General features: G+C 27.6%; 20 protein-coding genes. 7 read left to right on the top strand and 13 right to left on the bottom strand.

Annotated features, from left to right (window positions below):
• Positions 1 to 191: 191 nt before the first annotated feature.
• Positions 192 to 1,493, top strand: a complete 1,302-nt coding sequence (locus CNZW441b_RS02225; RefSeq protein WP_131163731.1) for a major outer membrane protein — start codon at positions 192 to 194, stop codon at positions 1,491 to 1,493.
• Positions 1,494 to 3,119: 1,626 nt separating this feature from the next.
• Here CNZW441b_RS02225 and CNZW441b_RS02215 read toward each other — a convergent pair.
• The 5 genes from CNZW441b_RS02215 to lgt all read right to left on the bottom strand — a co-directional run bounded on the left by CNZW441b_RS02215 (position 3,120) and on the right by lgt (position 8,264).
• Positions 3,120 to 3,821, bottom strand: coding sequence for a tetratricopeptide repeat protein (locus CNZW441b_RS02215; RefSeq protein WP_131166239.1), 702 nt, complete (start codon positions 3,819 to 3,821; stop codon positions 3,120 to 3,122).
• Positions 3,822 to 3,902: 81 nt separating this feature from the next.
• Positions 3,903 to 4,628 (bottom strand): fumarate reductase iron-sulfur subunit, encoded by a 726-nt coding sequence (locus CNZW441b_RS02210; protein ID WP_131166240.1) that lies wholly within the window; start codon positions 4,626 to 4,628, stop codon positions 3,903 to 3,905.
• On the bottom strand, positions 4,621 to 6,612 hold the full coding sequence (locus CNZW441b_RS02205; RefSeq protein WP_131166241.1) for a fumarate reductase flavoprotein subunit: 1,992 nt from the start codon (positions 6,610 to 6,612) through the stop codon (positions 4,621 to 4,623). The genes CNZW441b_RS02210 and CNZW441b_RS02205 overlap by 8 nt, the downstream gene beginning before the upstream one ends.
• Complete coding sequence (locus CNZW441b_RS02200; RefSeq protein ID WP_131166242.1) at positions 6,596 to 7,378, bottom strand: fumarate reductase cytochrome b subunit; 783 nt, start codon at positions 7,376 to 7,378, stop codon at positions 6,596 to 6,598. Before CNZW441b_RS02200 ends, CNZW441b_RS02205 begins: the two co-directional genes overlap by 17 nt.
• Before the next feature lie 70 nt (positions 7,379 to 7,448).
• Entirely contained in the window at positions 7,449 to 8,264 is an 816-nt protein-coding gene (gene lgt, locus CNZW441b_RS02195; protein WP_131166243.1) for a prolipoprotein diacylglyceryl transferase, read from the bottom strand.
• Between the two features lie 101 nt (positions 8,265 to 8,365).
• On the opposite strand from lgt, the gene CNZW441b_RS02190 reads away from it, so the two are divergent.
• Positions 8,366 to 9,226 (top strand): YajG family lipoprotein, encoded by an 861-nt coding sequence (locus CNZW441b_RS02190; protein WP_131166244.1) that lies wholly within the window; start codon positions 8,366 to 8,368, stop codon positions 9,224 to 9,226.
• A gap of 4 nt (positions 9,227 to 9,230) precedes the next feature.
• Here the strand turns inward: CNZW441b_RS02190 and CNZW441b_RS02185 are convergent, their stop codons facing one another.
• The 8 genes from CNZW441b_RS02185 to gatC all read right to left on the bottom strand — a co-directional run bounded on the left by CNZW441b_RS02185 (position 9,231) and on the right by gatC (position 15,528).
• The gene (locus CNZW441b_RS02185) at positions 9,231 to 10,022 is read right to left on the bottom strand and encodes a shikimate dehydrogenase (protein WP_131166245.1); all 792 of its coding nucleotides are present in this window, start codon (positions 10,020 to 10,022) and stop codon (positions 9,231 to 9,233) included.
• The gene (locus CNZW441b_RS02180; RefSeq protein WP_131166246.1) at positions 10,019 to 10,840 is read right to left on the bottom strand and encodes an SPOR domain-containing protein; all 822 of its coding nucleotides are present in this window, start codon (positions 10,838 to 10,840) and stop codon (positions 10,019 to 10,021) included. The genes CNZW441b_RS02185 and CNZW441b_RS02180 overlap by 4 nt, the downstream gene beginning before the upstream one ends.
• Positions 10,841 to 10,852: 12 nt before the next feature.
• Positions 10,853 to 11,398 (bottom strand): DUF1882 domain-containing protein, encoded by a 546-nt coding sequence (locus CNZW441b_RS02175; protein ID WP_131163740.1) that lies wholly within the window; start codon positions 11,396 to 11,398, stop codon positions 10,853 to 10,855.
• Complete coding sequence (locus CNZW441b_RS02170; protein WP_131166247.1) at positions 11,395 to 12,639, bottom strand: serine hydroxymethyltransferase; 1,245 nt, start codon at positions 12,637 to 12,639, stop codon at positions 11,395 to 11,397. Before CNZW441b_RS02170 ends, CNZW441b_RS02175 begins: the two co-directional genes overlap by 4 nt.
• Positions 12,636 to 14,141, bottom strand: coding sequence for a lysine--tRNA ligase (lysS, locus tag CNZW441b_RS02165; RefSeq protein ID WP_216681517.1), 1,506 nt, complete (start codon positions 14,139 to 14,141; stop codon positions 12,636 to 12,638). The genes CNZW441b_RS02170 and lysS overlap by 4 nt, the downstream gene beginning before the upstream one ends.
• Entirely contained in the window at positions 14,142 to 14,612 is a 471-nt protein-coding gene (locus tag CNZW441b_RS02160; protein ID WP_216681516.1) for a Fur family transcriptional regulator, read from the bottom strand.
• Complete coding sequence (locus CNZW441b_RS02155; RefSeq protein ID WP_131166249.1) at positions 14,602 to 15,171, bottom strand: CvpA family protein; 570 nt, start codon at positions 15,169 to 15,171, stop codon at positions 14,602 to 14,604. The genes CNZW441b_RS02160 and CNZW441b_RS02155 overlap by 11 nt, the downstream gene beginning before the upstream one ends.
• A gap of 69 nt (positions 15,172 to 15,240) precedes the next feature.
• Positions 15,241 to 15,528, bottom strand: coding sequence for an Asp-tRNA(Asn)/Glu-tRNA(Gln) amidotransferase subunit GatC (gene gatC / locus CNZW441b_RS02150; RefSeq protein WP_131163745.1), 288 nt, complete (start codon positions 15,526 to 15,528; stop codon positions 15,241 to 15,243).
• Between the two features lie 93 nt (positions 15,529 to 15,621).
• Here gatC and CNZW441b_RS02145 point away from each other — a divergent pair, with 93 nt between their 5' ends.
• The 5 genes from CNZW441b_RS02145 to pyk all read left to right on the top strand — a co-directional run bounded on the left by CNZW441b_RS02145 (position 15,622) and on the right by pyk (position 20,834).
• Positions 15,622 to 16,233, top strand: coding sequence for a hypothetical protein (locus CNZW441b_RS02145; RefSeq protein WP_424945000.1), 612 nt, complete (start codon positions 15,622 to 15,624; stop codon positions 16,231 to 16,233).
• A gap of 2 nt (positions 16,234 to 16,235) precedes the next feature.
• Positions 16,236 to 17,234, top strand: a complete 999-nt coding sequence (locus CNZW441b_RS02140) for a PQQ-binding-like beta-propeller repeat protein (RefSeq protein WP_131166251.1) — start codon at positions 16,236 to 16,238, stop codon at positions 17,232 to 17,234.
• A gap of 60 nt (positions 17,235 to 17,294) precedes the next feature.
• Positions 17,295 to 17,927, top strand: coding sequence for a type III pantothenate kinase (locus CNZW441b_RS02135; protein WP_131163748.1), 633 nt, complete (start codon positions 17,295 to 17,297; stop codon positions 17,925 to 17,927).
• A 106-nt stretch (positions 17,928 to 18,033) separates the two neighbouring features.
• Positions 18,034 to 19,380, top strand: a complete 1,347-nt coding sequence (locus tag CNZW441b_RS02130; RefSeq protein ID WP_131166252.1) for an FAD-dependent oxidoreductase — start codon at positions 18,034 to 18,036, stop codon at positions 19,378 to 19,380.
• An 11-nt stretch (positions 19,381 to 19,391) separates the two neighbouring features.
• Entirely contained in the window at positions 19,392 to 20,834 is a 1,443-nt protein-coding gene (gene pyk, locus CNZW441b_RS02125) for a pyruvate kinase (RefSeq protein ID WP_131163750.1), read from the top strand.
• The last annotated feature ends 1 nt before the right edge of the window (position 20,835 follow it).

Here is a 20,835-nt window from a genome sequence, read left to right as displayed (position 1 = left end):
CTTAGCATTAAACTAACATAAAAACTTCATAATCTTAACTCCTTTGAAAAACGCTCAAAATTTTTGAGCGTTTTAATTTGTTATCAAGCATTTATCATAAATTTAATTACTATTTAAGTATACATTAAGAAAATATAATACTTTTTTATGATACAATTGCCGGCGTAGATATTTAAATAAGGAGAAATTTTATGAAACTAGTTAAACTTAGTTTAGTAGCAGCTATGGCTGCAGGCGCTTTTTCAGTAGCAAATGCTGCTCCTTTAGAAGAAGTACTTAAAGATATCGATGTATCTGGAGTTTTAAGATACAGATATGACACTGGAACATTTGATAAAAAATTTGAACCAATCAAAAATGATCAACTTAACGGTAGTAAACAACAACATAAATACAGAGCGCAAATCAACTTTAGCGGTGCTATAGCTGATAATTTCAAAGCTTTTATGCAACTTGACTATAGTGCTAACGATGGTGGTTATGGTGCTTATCAACCAGATCCAAACTCACCTCAATACAACCCTAATGTAAGTAATACAAGTAAAGGACTTAGCGTTCGTCAATTATACTTAACTTACACAAATGATGACTTTGCTACAAGCGTGATCGCAGGTAAACAACAACTAAATACTATCTGGACTGACAATGGTATCGATGGTTTAGTTGGAACAGGTATCAAAGTAGTAAATAACAGCATCGATGGTATCACTTTAGCTGCTTTTGCTGTAGATAGTACAAACGCAAGAACAGAACAAGAAACTGATACTCTACAACTTTTAAATTGGGAAAAAAATATTTATGGTGGTGCTGCACTTGCAAGCTATAATGTTTTTGGTGGAGATATCAACTCTCAATTATGGTTAGCTTATATGTCTGATACTGCATTCTTATATGCTCTTGATGTAGCTTATAGCACAACTGTATTTGATGGAGTAAAATGGACTCTAGAAGGTGCTTATCTCGGAAATTCTGTAGATAATAGCGTAAAAGGAACAAATAATAACCCTGTTAACAGCAAACCAGTAAGTTGGGATGGAAAAAATAATAATTTCTTTGCCTTAAGAGGAACTGTTGAATTTGGCGGTTGGGACGCTACACTTGGTGGTTTATACTACGGTAAAAAAGATGGTGTTACTATAACTGTTCTTGAAGATCAAGGAAATTTAGGCTCTTTACTTGCTGGTGAAGAAATTTTCTATACTGATGGCTCTAGACTAAGTGGAGACTATGGTCAAAACACTTTTGGTTATGTAACAGCAGGTTATACTTTTAACGAAACTGTGCGTGTAGGTGGAGACTTCATCTATGGTGGAACTAAAACTGATCTTGTTGGATTTGGTGGAGATAAAATGGAAGCAGTTGCAAGAGTAAACTACAAATACTCTCCAAAACTTGACTTCTCAGCATTCTACTCATACCTAAACGTTGATAGAAAAAATGCTGGTAGCGCAGATCACAATACTGTAAGACTTCAAGCTCTTTACAAATTCTAAAAACTTTTAGCCTATCTTTGATAGGCTTTTACTTCTTTAATCTTATTTTACTTTTAATCTAAAAATTTTAATTTTTCTTATATTTTTTTAATTATTTTTAATACATATTTTCTAAATCTTTTTAATAATCTTAAAAAAATAAATCAAATATAATTAAATATATTTTATGCTATTTAAAAATTTCTATCTTTGTATAAGGATATTTTATAAATAAATATAAATTAAATATAGATGAACAAATACAATATATGCAAAATCAAGGTATAAAATTTAACCTTATCAGCAAAGAAAAAGCAAAGGAATTTTCAAGCTAAAGTAATTACTTTTTTAAGCTTAAGACTTTTGTAAAAAATTATGATAAAGATAAAAAAGGTAAATATATAAGACTAGATTATGCATATCTAAGAGAAATAAGTATTATAGATACTTTATAAGAGATATTATACTAGAATTATGTTTAACTTGCTAACATTTACTCAAAACACAGATTAACATTCATTGTAGCAACGATGAAAATCAAAATGGATATGAGATAGTTAAAAATTTTTTATCACAGCATAAAACCTTATGCTCTTTTATCTTATAAAAAAGATGAAAAAAAATACAAATATATCAAAAAAATTAATAGAAAAGTATTGTGTAAAAAAATAATGAAAAATGAGAAAACCATTTTGCTTTATGGAATTTTATTGAGATATTAACTTTTTCAGAATTTATTAAATTTTATAAATTTTATTGCAAAGAAACAAAACTACAAAAATATAATTTTATTGAAGAAATAGCTAAGTTAAGAAATGCTTCAGCACATAATTTTTGTATTTTAAATAATTTTAAATATTATAATGATTTTTCTTTTAAGCCTTCAAAATCTTTACAAAGCAAAATAAGATTATTATCAATTTTTAATAAAAATAAAAAATTAAAATATTTAAAAATCCATTATACATGATTGTATATGTTTATTATTTCTTATTAAAGAACCATGCCCTTTAAAAATGTTAAAAAAGATTAAAAAGAAAATATTTCATTTCATAAAAAGGTCTAGAAATTATAAAGAATATTTTATCAAATTTTAATTTTACTATTAAGTTGATTTTAAATATAATTTAATTATAACCTTAAGCATTGAACAAAAAAATGGAATCCATTTTTAGCAAGAATAGCCTATTTATGGCTATTCTTTTTTTAATTATGCTGATTGTATAGATTTTTCATATATTTTATGACTACTCAATAGCTTTATATTTTTATAAATTAATTTTATAAATAGAATTCATCTAGCTAATCAATACAATGATTTTTCAAATTGTTAAAAATTATTTTTATAATAAAAGTACAATAAAAATTTTTTTACACTAGGGCAACAAATTATTATAAAATACTCTTTTTAAAATTTTAAAAATAGTATAACTTTAAATAAACCATAAATTGATACAAAATACTATTTTTTTCAATACTTAATTGTATTTAGATTTTATTTAAATTAAAAAATTATAGTTTTTAAATTGCATTATTTAATCTTTATAAAATTATTTAAAAAATAATTTATTTTTAAAATATCTCTCATAAAATTAAAAATATTAATTTTTTTAAATATTTAACTTTAAATTTTTTATATCAAAAAATTTAATAAATCTTTATATCTTTATTGTTTAAATCTTTATAGGCTTCACAAGCTTGTAAATGTTTTTGATCACAAGCCATTCCAAAATACCTTTTTGCTGTTTTTATATCATTTTTTTCAAATTGATTATAACGTCCCAAAAGATAACAAGCTTCTCCAAAGCCAAAGGAACAAGACTGTTTATAAAAATACAAAGCTTGATTTAAATTTTGCTTGATAAGCTCACCTTTTTCATATAAAAAACCTATTTTATAACACGCTCTAGGATCTTTTAAAGCACAAGATTTTTTATAAAAACTTAAAGCTAATTTTCCATCTTTTTCTTTTTCATAAAAAAGACCTACAGTATTACAACTTTGAGTATCATTTAATTTACATGCCTTGTTAAAGACTAAAATAGCTTCATTAAAAAAACCTTGATCTTGCATCAAAAGAGCTAAATTAGAACAAGCCTGTTTCAAACCTAATGAACAAGACTTATCATAAAATTTATAAGCTTTTTGCAAATCTTTTAAAACTCCTTGGGCATTCTCATACATGTAAGCCAAAGAAAAACAAGCTCTTGAATTTGATTTTTCACAAAGCTCATTGAAAATTTCATAAGCTTTTTTATAGTTCTTATTGTCATAAAATTTCAAAGCATTATCAAGATCATTAGAGAAAAGAATATTGAAGAAAATTAAAATTAAAAAGATCTTTTTCATTATTTTCCTTAAAAAGCATTATAAAATCTAATTTATAACACAATTTAACAAACAATATTATAAATAATCCCTTTTTTGGGATTATTTATTTTTTTGAGCAACTAATTGTCTTCTCATATAAGCAATTTTACTCTGAAGAGGTAATTCTTTTGGACAATTATCCTCACAAGCAAGCAATGACATACAACCAAAGACTCCATCATCATCGCCTACAAGTTCATAAAAGTCCTCTATAGTTCTATCATCATGAGGATCTTGTAAATATCTTGCTGTTCTTAAAAGTCCAGTTGCTGCTATAAAATCTGGCCTCATTAATTTCGTTGCACAAGAAGCAACACAAATTCCACACTCTATACAACGATCTAGTTCAAAAGTTTCATCAGCTACTTCAGGTTCTATTCTTTCTTCAAGTTTTGAAATGTCAACTTCTTTATCATGATGTACCCAACTCTCAACTTTTTTACACATACCTTCAAACCATTCGCCAGTATTAACACTTAAATCTTTAATATGTCTAAAAGCTGGAAGTGGCATAAGCTCTATAACTCCATCAGGATAATCTTTAGTAAGAGTTCTACACGCAAGCTTTGGAACTCCATTGATCATCATCGCACAAGATCCACAAATTCCAGCACGACAAACAAAATCAAAACTTAAATCCGCATCCATTTTTTCACGGATTAAAGTAAGACAAACAAAAACCGTCATAAAAGGAGTCTCTTCGAGCTCATAAGTAACAAAATGAGGTTTTGAAATCTTACTCAAAGGATTATACTTAAAAGCTTTAATTGTTAATTTTCTACTCATAATCAACTCCTATTCTTTGGTTTGGTTTTTTATATTTTTCTTGTAATTCATAAGGCATTAAAGCTTCTTGAATTTCATAGCGTCCTTTACCTTCAGCTTCCATTTTAGCACGGATTGCATCAACCTCTTCTTGACGTTTTTGACTTAAAGGATTTTCTATAATATTTCCTTTTGCCCCATAACCTCTAAATGCTGGAGGTATTTCCATTTTCATAATGTCAAGATCTTCATACTCTACGCGTGGCAAAGTTTCACCTTCAACCCAATAAGTATTTGTTCTTTTCATCCAATTTAAATCATCTCTTTTTGGATAATCTTCTCTAAAATGCGCCCCTCTACTTTCTGTTCTTAAAAGTGCTCCATAAGCAACACATAAAGCGATTTTAAGCATTCTAGGAACTCTATAAGCTTCTTCTAATTCTGGATTTGCACAGTCTAATTCTTTATTATGTAGTTTAAGATCTAAAGATTCTTGATATAATTTTTCAAGTTCATCTACAGCTTCTTTTAAACCTTCTCCTGTTCTAAAAATAGCAACTTTTTCCCACATAATATCTTTCATTTTATTCTTAATTTCAAAAACATCAAATTTACCCTCTTTGTCAACCAAGGATTTTAAATATTGATATTCTTTGCTTAGAAAATCTTTAACGATATTTGTATCAATAACTTCACCATTATTTTTACAATAATCAGCAAAATAATCGCCCACTATCATACCTGCAACAACAGTTTCAGCACATGAATTTCCACCTAAGCGATTAAAACCGTGCATATCCCAGCAAGCTGCTTCTCCACAAGCAAAAAGTCCTTCAAGCCACTGACTTTCACCTGTTGGCTTAGTTCTAATTCCACCCATTGAGTAATGCTGCATAGGCAATACAGGAGCCCATCCTTTTGGTCCCTCATCAGCTGGATCTATACCATTGAAAGTTTTACAAATATCTTGAACATCTCTTAAATTCTTTTCAATATGAGCACGACCAAGGATAGAAATATCAAGCCATAAATGATCTCCATATGGACTTTTAACCCCTTTTCCTTTGCGTATATGCTCCATCATACGACGGCTTACAACATCACGGCTTGCGAGTTCTTTTTTCTCTGGTTCATAATCTGGCATAAAACGATATCCATCAACATCGCGTAAAACGCCACCATCTCCACGACAACCCTCAGTAAGCAAAATTCCACTTGGAACAATAGGAGTTGGGTGAAATTGCACTGCTTCCATATTTGAAAGTCTGCAAAGTCCTGTTTCAAGAGCAATAGCAGCTCCAGTTCCTTCGCAAATAACAGCATTAGTAGTTTGTTTATAAATTCTTCCATAACCACCTGTTGCTATCATAGTTCCTCTTGCTACATAAGCAATAAGTTGACCATTTGTAAGATCTCTTGCTATAACGCCTAAACATTTTTTACCATCATGTATAATACGCACAGCTTCCATTCTATCTATAATTTTTACTTGATATTTAATAGCCTCATTTGCTACACCATAAAGCATACAATGGCCAGTAGCATCAGCAATATAACAAGTTCTCCACTTTTTTGTTCCACCAAAATCTCTTGCATTAATAAGTCCATGAGCTTCACTTTTTTCTTCTATAGTTGTTTTTTGTGCATTAATAACTACAGATCTTGGTCCTTTTTTAATTCTAGTCCAAGGAACACCCCACGCAGCAAGTTCTCTAACTGCTTTTGGAGCAGTTTGGGCAAACATTCTTGCTACTTCTTGATCACAACCCCAATCGCTCCCTTTAACAGTATCTGCAAAATGCAAATCTTCATTATCTCCTTCACCCTTAGCACCATTTGCTAAACTTGCTTGCATTCCACCTTGAACTGCTGCAGAGTGTGATCTTTTTACAGGACAGATACTTAAAAGCGTAACACTTTGTCCACTTTTAGCTACTTCAATTGCTGCTCTAAGTCCAGCTAAACCTCCACCAACGATTAAAGCATCACTATATTGTATATTCATGTTTTACTCCATCATAATTTTTTATCATTACACTTTGTATTTGTTGTTCTTGATAATTTTTATAACCGATTTTTGCAAAAGCTGCAAGACTTAAAAATCCTAAGACTAAAAAGAAAATACTTATAACCCATTTAGCAGTTTTAAGCTTTTTACGACTTTCTTTAGCATTTTTTCCTTCAAACCATCCCCATTTAACACAAAGTCTGTAAAGACCTATGCTACCATGAAGTTCAACACAAATTAACAACACTATATAAAAAAGCCACATAAAATGACTAACAACCCTATCTCCTGATAATTCTCCACTAATTTTATCTGCATTTGTGATTACAAAAATAAGATGCGCAGAACCCAAAAAAAACATTACAAAACCAGTAAATGCTTGAGTCCACCATAAAGTTGTATCTTGATGTTTTATAGTTTTGATATGAGTTTTTAAAAGCTGATATTGACGAAAATTGATTGGAAATTTTCTCATTGCCAAACCAGCATGAATAATAAAAACAATTAAAACACAAGCCGCAAGAAAAGAAGTGATATAACTCATTATTGGATTATCATAAACAAATTTTAATTCCAAAAAATGAACAACAGAGTTAAAAAAATCTTCACTCACTAAAATCGTAGACACAAAAAGCATATGCATCCACATAAATAATCCCAAAAAAAGCCCAGAAGCACTTTGGATAAAATCCAATTTTGCAGGAATTTTGCTTTTTTTACCCTCAATGCTTCTACCTAGATATCCTTCGATAAGCCAACCCATTTTTACTCCTTGGTAGTTTTAAAGAATTAAAGAAATATCAAATTATATTGTAACAAATCTTTAATAAAAATTAAATATTTATTTTACATTTTCTAAGATAAATATAAAATAACAAAGATAACATACACATTAATAAGCTTAAAATTTGACCCATACTTAAACCAAACGCAATATAACCCAAGCCAAAATCCGGCTCTCTATAAAATTCACAAAAAAATCTTGCCAAAGAATAAGCACTAGCATAAACAATAATCAATTCTCCATTAAAACTTTTTCTTAAATTCATATAATAAACAATTAAAAAAACAATAAAACCTTCAAAAAATGCTTCATAGAGTTGGGAAGGATGGCGTAATACTCCATTAACATAAATTCCCCAAGGAACATCTGTTGTGCGTCCAAAAAGCTCTTGATTTAAAAAATTTCCAATTCTACCAAATATATAAGCTAGTGGAACGCTTAAAGCAACAAGATCTAAATAAACCCACATATTTTGTTTATATTTTTTACAAAATAAAAATGTAGCCACTAAAAAGCCAATGATTGCACCATGATAGCTCATACCTCGAATTCCTACGAATTCTCCGTTATAATAAGGATTAAAAATCTGCCAAGGATGAGTTAAATACCATAAAGTATTAGAATCATAAATTAAAATATATCCTAAACGAGCTCCTAAAATAACTCCTATTTCAACCCATATAAAATAACTATCTAACATTTTTGAGCTTATATCAATTTTAAATTTTTTAACAAAAAGTTTTGCCAAAAATAAAGCTATCAATAAAGATAAAATATACATTATTCCATACCAATGAACTTTTAAGCCAAATAATTCAAAAGCCACCACATCAAAATTTGAATAAATATTTTGCCATTTTTCCATAATTTATAAATCCAAATAAAAATTATAATTTTAAAAGAATATACCAAAAAAAATTTAATCTTGCTATAATTTCGGCTAAATAAGATTAAAGGTGAATTGCTATGAAAAAATATATACTTATAACTATTTTTGCTATACTTTTAAGTGCCTGTTCTAGTACGAGTTCTAATTTTGTTAATGTTTCTTTGCCAAATTTCAAGCCTCAAGTGCCTACAAAAATTGAACCTATACAGTCAAATGTTAAAATTAGCCTAGAACCAATTAACATTGAACAAAATAATAACTATTCTGACTATTTTGAAAATTCTGTTCTAAAACTTAGAATCGAAAAAGAAATTGATCTTTTAAAAGAAAATTTAGAAGAACAAATAAAAACTATAGCACTTTTAGCCGGCTATGAAATAGACGATAAGCAACCAGATTACAAACTTAAAACAACTGTAAATATCTATATCGAAGAAAAAGAAATACAAAAAGCTAATGAACTTCTTGGGGGAGATTTTATTGATTCTAAACTAGGAATAGCATTTAAAGCTAATTCTGAATTTATTAATGTTTATGATCCTAAAAATAAAACAGATATGTCAAGCAACACTAAACTTGACTCTTTAATCAACTTAACCTATCCTATTAAAAGTGATGATGGAATAGGCATGTTTAAAACATCAATTAGTAGTGTTCCAACACAACTTAACAAAGGTTTAGAACGTCCAGCTTTTGAGATTGATAAAAGCTTTTTAGCTTTTTATAAACATTTTCTAAATACCTTATATTCTAATCTTCCAAAGGCACTAGATCTTGGAAAACCTTCTATAAAAAATACACAAGAATTTAATGAATTTAATACGCAAGATTTTGAAGAGCAAAATACTGATAAAATCGATCCAAATACCGATAATACCGATAATGATGAAGAAAAATATCCTCAAAAAAATGATGATGGGGTAATAATTTTTGAATAAATTATTACTCTAAATTTAAAGCTTCTAGCATAAAATTTTTAATACTATTTTGTTGATTTTTGATTTCAAAAAAAAGCTCAAAAGCAAAAACTCCTTGCCATAAAAGCATTTCTAAGCCGTTTTTATATATTAAATTATATTTTTTGCTAAGCTTTATAAAAGAAGTTTCTTTATTGTAAATTACTTCAAAAGCATACTTACAATGACTAAAAACTTTTTCCAATATTTTTTTATCGCAAGCTAAACTATCATCACAAAGACCAGCAGAGGTTGTATTAATCACCATATCATAGTTAAAATCACTAATATCTTCATAAAGCATGGTGGTAAAATCTTTAAATGAATCAAATCTTGCTAAATTTCGATTTGCAATATGAATTTCTTTTATATTGTTATATCTTAAAGCATAAGCAATAGCTCTTGCAGTTCCACCTGCTCCTAAAATTAATACTTTATTTAAATTTTTAAAATCTTCAATAGCCTTTAAAAATCCTAAAATATCTGTATTGTAAGCATAAATTTTAGATTTTTTTATAATTAAAGTATTAGCAGTCTTGATATCTAAAATACTATTATCCTTAACATCTGCTATAGCAAAGGCTTCTTCTTTAAAAGGCAAAGTAATATTTGTGCCACTAAATTTTAAATCAATCAATACTTCTTTAAGTTTATTTTTATCTTCTAAATTATAACGCGTATAAAGCGCATCAAATCCAAAATTTTTAATTGCATTATTATGCATTCTAGGGGATTTAGAATGCATAATAGGGTTACCTATAACGCCAAAAAGTTTCATTTTAAAGTGAAAGAGAAAGCATCTTTTCCTATATCTTTACGAATTTTTGCAAGTTCATTAGCAATAGTATCTTTACTAAAAGGACCAATAAGAACTTTTGTAATTTCTTTACCATTAACTGTAGTTTTATAAAGTTTATAATTATAACCTTTTTGTTTTACCGCCATAAGCTCTTTTGATTTTTTATCAACATTAGAAACTGAAAAAATCTGAACATATATTCCAGGAGTTAAATCACTTGAAGATTCTACTTTTGGATCAACTTTTTGAAAAAGCTCTTTTGGATCTTGAGTTTTAGGTTTTGATTCTTCTTTAGCCTTAGCAACAGTATTGTTCGCTGTATTGTTTTTAGAACTAGGTTTATTTTTTTCTATGTCATTATCTTTTGGTTGAGAGTTAACAACAGTTTTTTCTTGTTCTTGTGGTTGTGGCTGTATTGTTTGTGATTGCACAGGCTCTTGTGGAATGCTTGATATTAACTGATCGCTTGTATTATTTTCATTTATTGCATCTTCACCTTGAATTTGTTTTTTTAAAATTTCAAACTGATCTTCAGCTGAATCTTCTTGAGTAATAGGTATGTTTTCAAAAGAATTTTGATTATCCATATTTTCATCGGTATTAATGCTTATCGGCTCTGAAGGCAATATATTTTTTTCACTGCTATCATTTCCATTGATAAGTTTCATTACTATCATAATCACTAAAAATAAAATAACTAAAGCAATAACTCTTAATAAAATTTTCTTAATTTTCTCACTTTTATTGCTTTTGTCTAAAATAATATCATCAAATTCATTTTTTTTATTGTTCTCCATTTTTTTCCTTTCTTACATATGTTTTGACCAAGAAGTCCCACGTTCTTTTTTATAGACTTCATAAGGCATAATTAAAATATTAAAATCTCTAGGCAAATCAATAGTTGGAAAAACTCTCCACTCAATTGGCATTTTAGTTGCAAATAGTGCAGAAAGCCTAGATGCTAAAGAATACCCCTCTATCAAATCAGTATGTCCTTTATGGATATATAAGTGCAAATGTCCTGGGGTTTTAGTTTTATATGCTGTAAAATTAATAAAACCTTGTTCACGTAAAATAAGCTGGGCTCTATGCCAAAATCTCTCAGCATTAAATCCATTATAATCAAATACTATATTTTCAACTTTATTAGTTTTTGATATAAGATCATGTGCAATAGTAATTTTTTTCTCACAATGCTCTCTAATAAGATTACTAGTTAAAGGGGCGTTAACTTTTTCAAATTTATCAAAAAAATATCTGCCACGATGTTCATATTTATTAACAATCTTATCTCTTTTAATATAATAATGACTACTTATAATTTTAATAAGCGATAAATCCATCATTGAAATCAAAACATAGCCTTTGTATAAATTGTAAATTTGCTTGCAAGTTCTTTAAGTTTTGCTTTTATGTTTAATTGTAAGTCTATATTATTTATATCATCTAAAATATCAGCTATACAATTAGCAACTATTTGGATATCTTCTTCTTTAAAACCTCTTGCTGTTAAAGCTGGAGTACCTAGTCTTAGACCGCTTGTAATAAATGGACTACGTTTTTCTCCTGGAACCGTATTTTTATTTGCTGTAATTCCAGCATTTGCCAAGGCCAAATCTGCATCTTTACCACTAAATTCACGATCTAAAAAACTAATTAATACTAGATGATTATCTGTTCCATCACTAACAAGCTTATATCCTCTTTCTATTAAAACTTTAGCTAAAACTTGAGTATTTTTTATAATATTTTTGGCATAAATTTTCCATTCATCACTTAAATTAAATTTAAATCCCACAGCTTTTGCAGCTATAATATTCATTAAAGGACCTCCTTGAATTCCAGGAAAAATTGCCGAATTTATTTTTTTAGCAATTTCTTCATCATTACACATAATAATGCCACCTCTTGGTCCTCTTAAGGTTTTATGTGTTGTTGAACTTACTACATGAGCATAAGGAAAAGGACTTGGATGTTCATTAGCCACAACCAAACCCGCAATATGTGCTACATCTGCAAACAAATACGCATCTACTTCATCTGCAATTTCTCTAAATTTTTTAAAATCAATTATTCTTGGATATGCACTAGCGCCGCAAACAATAAGTTTTGGTTTAACAATGTTTGCAATATGTCTTACTTTTTCATAATCTATTCTTCCATCAAGCTCAACCCCATAAAAAAAACTTTCATAAAATTGACCTGATGAACTTACTTTTGCTCCATGTGTTAAATGACCTCCATGACTTAAATCCATACCTAAAATCTTATCTCCTGGATTTAAAAGAGCTGCGTATACACCTTGATTAGCTTGAGAACCAGAATGAGGTTGAACATTTGCAAAATTACAATTAAAAAGTTTTTTACAACGTTCTATTGCTAGAGTTTCAATCTGATCAACAATTTCGCAACCACTATAGTATCTTTTTTGAGGATAGCCTTCGGCATATTTATTGGTCAAAATACTGCCCATAACTTCCATAACTTCTGGCAAGGTAAAATTTTCACTGGCTATCATTTCAAGCCCTTCGCATTGTCTTGCTAATTCTTTATTAGTCAACTCATAAATTTCTTTATCAAAACATTCTAGACTCATGTCTTATCCTTTATATTGGGATTAATTGGACGCATTGCTGGAAATAAAATAACATCACGAATTGATTTTTTATTAGTTAAAAGCATTACCAATCTATCAATTCCTATACCCTCTCCTGCAGTTGGAGGCATACCATATCCTAAAGCATTTATAAAATCTTCATCCATCTCACAAGCTTCTTCATTGCCGTTATTTTTTGCTTCAACTTGTTTTAAAAACCTTTCATGTTGATCAATTGGATCATTAAGCTCATTAAAACCATTGGCTAGTTCTCTACCGCAAATAAAAAGTTCAAATCTCTCAGCTATGTCTTTATTACTATCACTTCTTCTTGATAAAGGACTTATAGAAATTGGAAATTCTGTAACAAAAGTAGGATTAATTAGCTTATCTTCCACATAATGATCAAAAAGTTCTGCTTGCAAATGACCCAAATCTAATTTTTCATTTGCTTCAAAACCGTCTTGTTTTAATTTTGATAAAATTTTTTCTTTATTTTCTATAAGGTCTTCTTGTAAATTACCATATTTTTTTAAAGCTTCTTTATAAGAAATTCTTTCAAAAGGCTTTGAAAAATCGATCATATGACCATCAAATTCTATTTTAAGCTCTAAATTTAACTCTTTTAAAAGCATAGCAAATAACTCTTCTGTTAAATCCATTAAATCTTTATAATTATGATAAGCCCAATAAAATTCTATAGTAGTAAATTCTGGATTATGTGTTAAATCCATTCCTTCATTTCTAAAACAACGATTAATTTCAAAAACAGCTTCAAATCCTCCTACTATCAATCTTTTAAGATATAATTCTGGAGCTATTCTTAAAAATCTCTCAACACCTAAAGCATTATGAAAAGTTTTAAACGGTTTAGCATTAGCTCCTCCGGCAATAGGATGCATCATAGGAGTCTCTACTTCCAAAAAACCTTTTTTTTCAAAGAAAACACGAATTAAACTTACAATTTTAGATCTTAAATAAAAATCTCTTCTTACTTCATGATTCATTATCATATCAACGTAACGTTTACGGTATCTTTGCTCAATATCTGTTAAACCGTGATACTTTTCTGGTAAAGGAACTATAGCTTTTGAAGCTAATGTTAACTCTTGAACATGTATACTAAATTCACCCGTTTTAGTCACAAAAGGAAAACCTTTTACTAAAACAATATCCCCTACTTCAAGATTCTTTTTTAAAAAATTAAAATAATCTTCACCAATACTATCTTTACTAAAATAAATTTGCAAATTAGATTCATCATCTTCAATATTTGCAAAAACTGACTTTCCAGCAATTCTCAAAAGCTTTAAACGCCCAGCTATAGTAGAAAAAGAATTTTCATCTCTTTTACTTTCACTATCTACTACATAAAAAAAATGATTTTTAAATTCTTTAATACTCATTTCTTTTTTTAAAAAATGAGGATAAGGATTAATATTTATCTTTCTAAATTCATTTGCTTTTTCAATTCTTTGTTGTTCTAAAATATTATCAAACATTTATATCCTTGTTTTTGGCTTTAAATTACATTCGCTACAAATTCCATAAAGTTGCATTAAGTGGCCAGTAAGTTTAAAATTGTATTGTTGTGCAATTATAGATTGCTGCTCTTCTATTATAGAATTTTCAAACTCTATAATTTTTCCACAATTTTTACATATCATATGATCATGGTGCGGCTTATTTGCTAATTCGTATTTCTTTCCAGCAGATCCAAATGATATAGAAGTTACCATTTGGGCATCTTCAAGTAAATTTAAAGTTCTATATACAGTAGCTATTCCTATATTTAAATCTGGCTCAATTTGTTTAATTTCCATATATAGGCTTTCTGGAGTATAATGTGTATCACTATTATATAAAGTTTTTAAAAGAATTTCTCTTTGTTTTGTGTATTTTAAACCACCTTGGCGTAAAATTTTTTTAAAACTCTCTAATAAAACATCATATTCTATATTTTCAACTAGCATTAAATTTTTCCTTTAAAGCATTATTTGAATCAAGTTCCTCTAAATTTTTATTCATTTTATCAATAGATGTTTCCATTAAAGGTTGATTCATAATATAAGAACCTACATTTTTTAGCAGATCTAAAGTATAGCTATTTTGAGCAAAATTATTTAATTTATCATTTAAAAAACTTATTTTAGAAATACAAAAGACAAAAATAGAAAAAATTAAAAATATCTTTGCTGCACCAAATAAAAAGCCTCCTATACGATCAATAAAACCTAAACCGCTCCATTTAATAAGTTTTGAAAGAAAACTTCCCAAAATTAAACAAAAAACCCAAAATAAAACAAGAATAACCATAAAACCGGCAAATGAAGCTAAAGATTCATTTTCTATTTTATAAAAAGTATTTTGAATTAGCTTAGTGGCTTCAGCAGAATATTTAGAAGCTATAAAAATACCTCCAACTATTCCAACAAGTCCAAAGACTTCTTTAAACAAGCCATTTAATATACCCTTAAGACCTAAAAGTAAAGTAAATCCTAAAATAAATATATCAAACCAATAAAAATTCATAAAAATCCTATTCTAAAAAATCTAAAAAATTATTTTTTAATAAAAATTCTATAATAAAAAAATAAATATTTAATCAATAATTTTTGGCACAATAAAAAAATGATCTTGACAACTTGGAGAATGCTTAAAAACTTCATTAATTATATTGCTATTTTTAACCTCATCATTTCTAAAAATAATATTGTTTTTAATAGGACTAACAGAGGTTTCTAAAGAATCTAGGTCTATCTCATTTAATTTTTCAACAAAATTAACAATTTCACTTAGCTCAGAAAGAAGTTCTTTTCTTTTTTCATCTGCAATTTTCAATGCACTCAATCTTTCAAGCTTTTCCAATAAATTTTCATCAATTTGCATAACTTAATCCTTTAAAAAAAGCAGTTAAATTTTTGAATTATATCACAAATATTCTTAAATAGTTTAAGAATATTTAATCTAACTAATGATAGAATGCTAAAAAATTGTTTTAATAAATTAATTAAGGATAAACAGTTGAAATTTCAAAACAATCTAAAAACAGAAAATTCTAGTATTCAGGAAAATTTTTTTAAAACATTTATTCATAGTGAAAGATTTTTTAAAAAATATAAATTTTATATTTTAATAGTTATTATATGTTTATTAGCTTGGTTCATTGTTTCTATTATCAATAAAAAAATCGAAGAGAAAAATATTAAAGAAAATAATCAAATATATTTAACTTTAATACAAAATCCAAATGATGATAGAATCGCCTCTAATTTAAAAGAAAAAAATATAAATCTTTATGCTTTATTTTTAATCAGTCAATTAAATAAAAATAACACAGACTCAAAAATCATTGATCAATTAAAACAAATAAGCCAAACTTCCAAAATAAATTTTTTAATAAAAAATATTATAGATCTTGAACTTCATCAAAAATCTTTATTTTTAAAAGACTATTCTAAGATTTTAGAAGCTTATAACTTTTTAGAACAAAATAAAATTGAAGAAGCTAAAGTTTTATTAAATCAAATTAAAAATAACTCTGAATTTAAACAAATAGCAGACAACTTAAAACATTATCAAGGTAACAACTAAAAATGAAACATTTAATCTTAATATTTTTATGTATTTTTTTATTTAGCGCTTGTAGTACAAAAAGACAATATTTTAAGCCAGATCATATCAATAAAGATCTTGATAAAAGCGAAAGCTTAAACTCAACCATTATTGATTGGAATATCTTTGCAGCCAAGCTTAAAAATAATCAAGTGATCTTTAAAAATCAAGGTGTTATTAAAAATTTTAAACTTGAAAAAAATTATATGTTGCTCAATATGGAAGATAACGAGTTCTTCGTTGCTGATAATGATGGAAATTTAAAAATTTACAATCTCCAAAACCAAGAAGTTTATTCTTACAAATTTGATGCAAGTGTTGTAAGCATAGCATCAAATGGGGATGATATGGCTTTAGTATTAGCTAATAATACCATTGTTCTTTTAAATAGAACGCTAGGAATTAAATTCTCTCAAACACTGAGTCCATCTATAGCCCAAGACAATAGAATTGCTGCTCCTATTTTTTTAGACAATATCATAGTATATCCGACTTTAGATGGAAGAATTATTGTTATTTCAAAAAACGATTATAGAATTTTAAAAGATGTAGTCATTTCTGCTGAAGATTTTTTTAATAATATCATTTATTTAAATGTTATAGATGATAAACTCATTGCCGCAAGTGCAAAAAAAGTTATAGTTGTAACCCAAAATCAAACTTTTTATTTATATGCAGATATTAAAGATATAGCTGTAAATCATAATAATATTTTTATATTTGATAAAGACGGAAATATTATTAAGACAGATTTAAATCTAAAAAAAATAACAGAAAAAAAACTTGAATTTGCAATATTTACAAAAGCAAATATTTACAATGATTATTTATATATATTCGAAAAAACTGGATATTTAATAAAAAGTGACTTAAACTTAGATAAAATGGAAATTTATGAATTAAATAATGCTGTTGATAAAATGTCATTTATAGACAATAGGGCATTTTATTATAATGATAAAATTTTAAAATTTAAATAGTTTTTTAACTTAAAAATTTCTAGAATTTGCAACTAGATTTTATAAAGGAATATAGAACTTATGATTTTATGTGATATTGGCAACTCTAATGCAAATTTTTTAGATAACAATAAATACTTTTCTCTTAATATTAAGCAATTTTTAGATTTTAAAACAGAACATAAAGTTTTTTATATTAATGTTAACGAGCAAATAAAAGATCATCTCAAATCATTGCCTTATTTTATAGATCTTGAGCCCTATTTTTCTTTTGATACTATATATCAAGGTTTAGGAATTGATAGAATCTCTGCTTGTTATACAATAAGCGATGGGGTAGTAGTTGATGCAGGAAGTGCAATAAGTGTTGATATCGTTTCAAATTCCATCCATCTAGGTGGTTTTATACTACCAGGGATTAGTAATTTTCGTAAAATTTTTTCATTTATCTCTCCAAGATTAAAATGTGAGTTAAATACCCAAGTAAGCTTTGATGCTTTTCCGCAAAAAACTATGGATGCTTTAAGTTATGGCGTTTTTAAAGGAATTTATCTTCTTATTAAAGATGTTGCCAAAAATAAAAAAATCTATTTTACCGGTGGAGATGGAAAATTTCTTGCTAATTTTTTTGAACTTTCGATTTATGATAAACTTTTAATTTTTAGAGGAATGAAAAAAGTTCTTCAAGAAAATCCTCAACTTATTACTAATTAATGTTACAAAAATACTCTTATAGCAATGTTATTATTTTATTTAATTTATTTATAAAATAAATTAAACTAAACTTTTATTAAAACTTATCTAAACAATAAGGAAAAAAGTGAAGCAGGAATTTGACGTATTAATTATTGGAGCTGGAATCTCTGGTGCAGCATTATTTCATCAACTTTCAAAATATACAAACATTAAAAATATTGCTTTAATAGAAAAATATAATGCGCCAGCTAGCTTAAATAGCAAAAGCACAAGCAACTCTCAAACTATACATTGTGGCGATATCGAAACAAATTATACTCTTGAAAAAGCAAAAAAAGTAAAAGTTAGTGCTGATATGATTATAAAATATGGGCTTTTACAAAACGCTCAAAATAAATTTATGTTTTCTCATCAAAAAATGGTTTTAGGTGTAGGAGATATTGAGTGTGATTTTATAAAAAATCGCTATGAAGAATTTAAAGAACTTTACCCTTATATCAAGTTATTTGATAAAGATAAGATAAAAAATATTGAACCAAAAGTCGCCCTAGACTCAGATGGAATAAATACAAGAAAAGAAAATATTTTAGCCATTGGAGTTGAAAAAAATGAAATTTTTACTACAGTTGATTTCGAAAAAATGAGCTATAGCCTTATTGAGCAAGCCCAAAAACAAAACAAAAATACTTCTGTAATTTACAATCAAGAAATTGTTCATATAGAAAAAAAAGATGATATTTTTGTTGTAAAAAGTTCTGACTTTAAAGAATATAGAGCCAAATTTGTAGTTGTAAACGCTGGAGCACATTCTTTGTATCTAGCACATAAAATGAATTTAGGTCTTGACAAGTCTTGTTGGCCAGTTGCTGGAAGTTTTTATCTTACAAAAAAAAGACTTTTAAATGGAAAAGTCTATACTGTTCAAAACCCCAAACTTCCTTTTGCGGCACTTCATGGAGATCCTGATTTGATGGCGGATATGAATACACGTTTTGGTCCAACTGCTCTTGTTATACCAAAATTAGAACGTTATAAAGGCTTAAAATCTGTACCTGAATTTTTTGAAGCATTAAAATTTGATAAAACTGTTTTAAGAGTATGCATAAAAATGCTAAAGGATCCAACAATTCGCAATTATATATTTTATAACTATCTTTTTGAGATTCCTTTTATTAATAAAAAAATATTTGTTAAAGATATAAGAAAGATTATTCCTTCTCTTAGAGTAGATGATATTTACTATGCTAAAGGTTTTGGAGGAATTCGACCACAAGTTGTTGATAAAACCAAAGAAGAACTTATGCTAGGAGAATCAAGTATCAATGATATACCAGGTATAATTTTTAATATGACCCCAAGCCCAGGTGCAACAAGTTGCTTATATAATGCTCAAAAAGATACAAAAATAATATGCGAGTATTTAGGAACAAGTATTAATGAAGATCGATTAAATTCAGAATTATTAAATTAAAAGGAAAATTTATGACAAAAAAAACAAAAATCGTTGCAACAATAGGTCCAGCAAGCGAAGATGAAAATATATTACGTCAAATGATAATCAATGGTGTTAATGTTTTTAGACTTAATTTTTCTCATGGAAGTCATGAATATCATAAAAAAAATTTAATGACAATTAGAAAAGTTAGCCAAGAGCTTAATATAAGAGTAGGAATTCTTCAAGATATTAGCGGACCTAAAATTAGAACCAAAGAATTAAAAGAAGCTTTTGAACTCAAAAAAGATGATAGACTTGATTTTTATAAAGAAGAAATTCTTGGAGAAAAAATTAGTGATAAGCATTATAAAATTAGCATAAATCATCCAGAAATTCTTGACATGCTAAAAATCGATGATTATATTTATCTTTATGATGGTAGCATTCGTGTTAAAGTATCTCGCATTGAAAAAGACTACATACAAACAATAGTTGAAAATGATGGTTTTTTAAATTCTAATAAAGGGATTAATTTTCCAAATACAAAAATTAATATTGATGTTATCACTCGCAAAGATAAGGAAGATTTATTTTGGGGTATAAAAAACGAAGTGGATTTCTTAGCTATATCCTTCGTTCAAAATGCTCATGACATCAAAGAAGTAAAAAAAATATTAAAAGATAACAATTCAAAAATAGCTATTTTTGCAAAAATAGAAAAATTTGATGCTGTAGAAAATATAGATGAAATTATAGATTCAAGCGATGGTATTATGGTAGCTAGAGGCGATCTTGGAATAGAAGTTCCTTATTATAAAGTTCCAAATATACAAAAAAGAATTATTCAAAAAGCTAACAATGCTAGTAAACCAGTTATCACTGCAACGCAAATGCTTTTTTCTCTTGCTAAAAGCAAAACAGCTACAAGAGCTGAAATTTCAGATGTTGCCAATGCGGTTTTAGATGGAACTGATGCAGTAATGTTAAGCGAAGAAAGTGCTATTGGAATAGATCCTGTAAATGCTGTTGATATAATGAGTAAAACTATTATAGAAATAGAAAAAACTTACCCTTATAATAAATTTAATACTTTTGATTATATTGATGACACAGATAAAATTATGCAATCAAGCACTCATTTAGCAAAAGATTTAAAAGTAGATGCTATATTTGCATTAACAAGTAGCGGAAAATCAGCTATTAAGATAGCAAGATATAGACCAAATATGCCAATTATTGCCATAGCTCATTCTGAAAAAACTTTAAATTTTTTAAGTATTGTTTGGGGGGTTAACCCTGCTATTTTGGTTAACAAAAGCGAAAATCTTAATGCTTTGCTTAAAGATTCTATACGCTCAAGCGTTCAAAAAGGTTTTATAGATAAAAATAAATGCTACATACTAACCGCAGGTTTTCCAACTGGAGTAGAAGGATCAAGCAATCTTATCCGTATACTTAAAAAAGAACAAATAGCTCATTATCTTGATTAAA

The sequence above is a fragment of the Campylobacter novaezeelandiae genome (assembly GCF_018968685.1).
Classification (GTDB): domain Bacteria; phylum Campylobacterota; class Campylobacteria; order Campylobacterales; family Campylobacteraceae; genus Campylobacter_D; species Campylobacter_D novaezeelandiae.
Note: the sequence above shows the minus strand (reverse complement) of the source record. Positions and strands in the feature narration are given on the sequence as shown.

Coding starts and splice junctions, on each gene's coding strand:
- CNZW441b_RS02225 (WP_131163731.1), top strand. CDS start 192: ATGAAACTAGTTAAACTTAGTTTAGTAGCAGCTATGGCTGCAGGCGCT.
- CNZW441b_RS02215 (WP_131166239.1), bottom strand. CDS start 3,821: ATGAAAAAGATCTTTTTAATTTTAATTTTCTTCAATATTCTTTTCTCT.
- CNZW441b_RS02210 (WP_131166240.1), bottom strand. CDS start 4,628: ATGAGTAGAAAATTAACAATTAAAGCTTTTAAGTATAATCCTTTGAGT.
- CNZW441b_RS02205 (WP_131166241.1), bottom strand. CDS start 6,612: ATGAATATACAATATAGTGATGCTTTAATCGTTGGTGGAGGTTTAGCT.
- CNZW441b_RS02200 (WP_131166242.1), bottom strand. CDS start 7,378: ATGGGTTGGCTTATCGAAGGATATCTAGGTAGAAGCATTGAGGGTAAA.
- lgt (WP_131166243.1), bottom strand. CDS start 8,264: ATGGAAAAATGGCAAAATATTTATTCAAATTTTGATGTGGTGGCTTTT.
- CNZW441b_RS02190 (WP_131166244.1), top strand. CDS start 8,366: ATGAAAAAATATATACTTATAACTATTTTTGCTATACTTTTAAGTGCC.
- CNZW441b_RS02185 (WP_131166245.1), bottom strand. CDS start 10,022: ATGAAACTTTTTGGCGTTATAGGTAACCCTATTATGCATTCTAAATCC.
- CNZW441b_RS02180 (WP_131166246.1), bottom strand. CDS start 10,840: ATGGAGAACAATAAAAAAAATGAATTTGATGATATTATTTTAGACAAA.
- CNZW441b_RS02170 (WP_131166247.1), bottom strand. CDS start 12,639: ATGAGTCTAGAATGTTTTGATAAAGAAATTTATGAGTTGACTAATAAA.
- lysS (WP_216681517.1), bottom strand. CDS start 14,141: ATGTTTGATAATATTTTAGAACAACAAAGAATTGAAAAAGCAAATGAA.
- CNZW441b_RS02160 (WP_216681516.1), bottom strand. CDS start 14,612: ATGCTAGTTGAAAATATAGAATATGATGTTTTATTAGAGAGTTTTAAA.
- CNZW441b_RS02155 (WP_131166249.1), bottom strand. CDS start 15,171: ATGAATTTTTATTGGTTTGATATATTTATTTTAGGATTTACTTTACTT.
- gatC (WP_131163745.1), bottom strand. CDS start 15,528: ATGCAAATTGATGAAAATTTATTGGAAAAGCTTGAAAGATTGAGTGCA.
- CNZW441b_RS02145 (WP_424945000.1), top strand. CDS start 15,622: ATGCTAAAAAATTGTTTTAATAAATTAATTAAGGATAAACAGTTGAAA.
- CNZW441b_RS02140 (WP_131166251.1), top strand. CDS start 16,236: ATGAAACATTTAATCTTAATATTTTTATGTATTTTTTTATTTAGCGCT.
- CNZW441b_RS02135 (WP_131163748.1), top strand. CDS start 17,295: ATGATTTTATGTGATATTGGCAACTCTAATGCAAATTTTTTAGATAAC.
- pyk (WP_131163750.1), top strand. CDS start 19,392: ATGACAAAAAAAACAAAAATCGTTGCAACAATAGGTCCAGCAAGCGAA.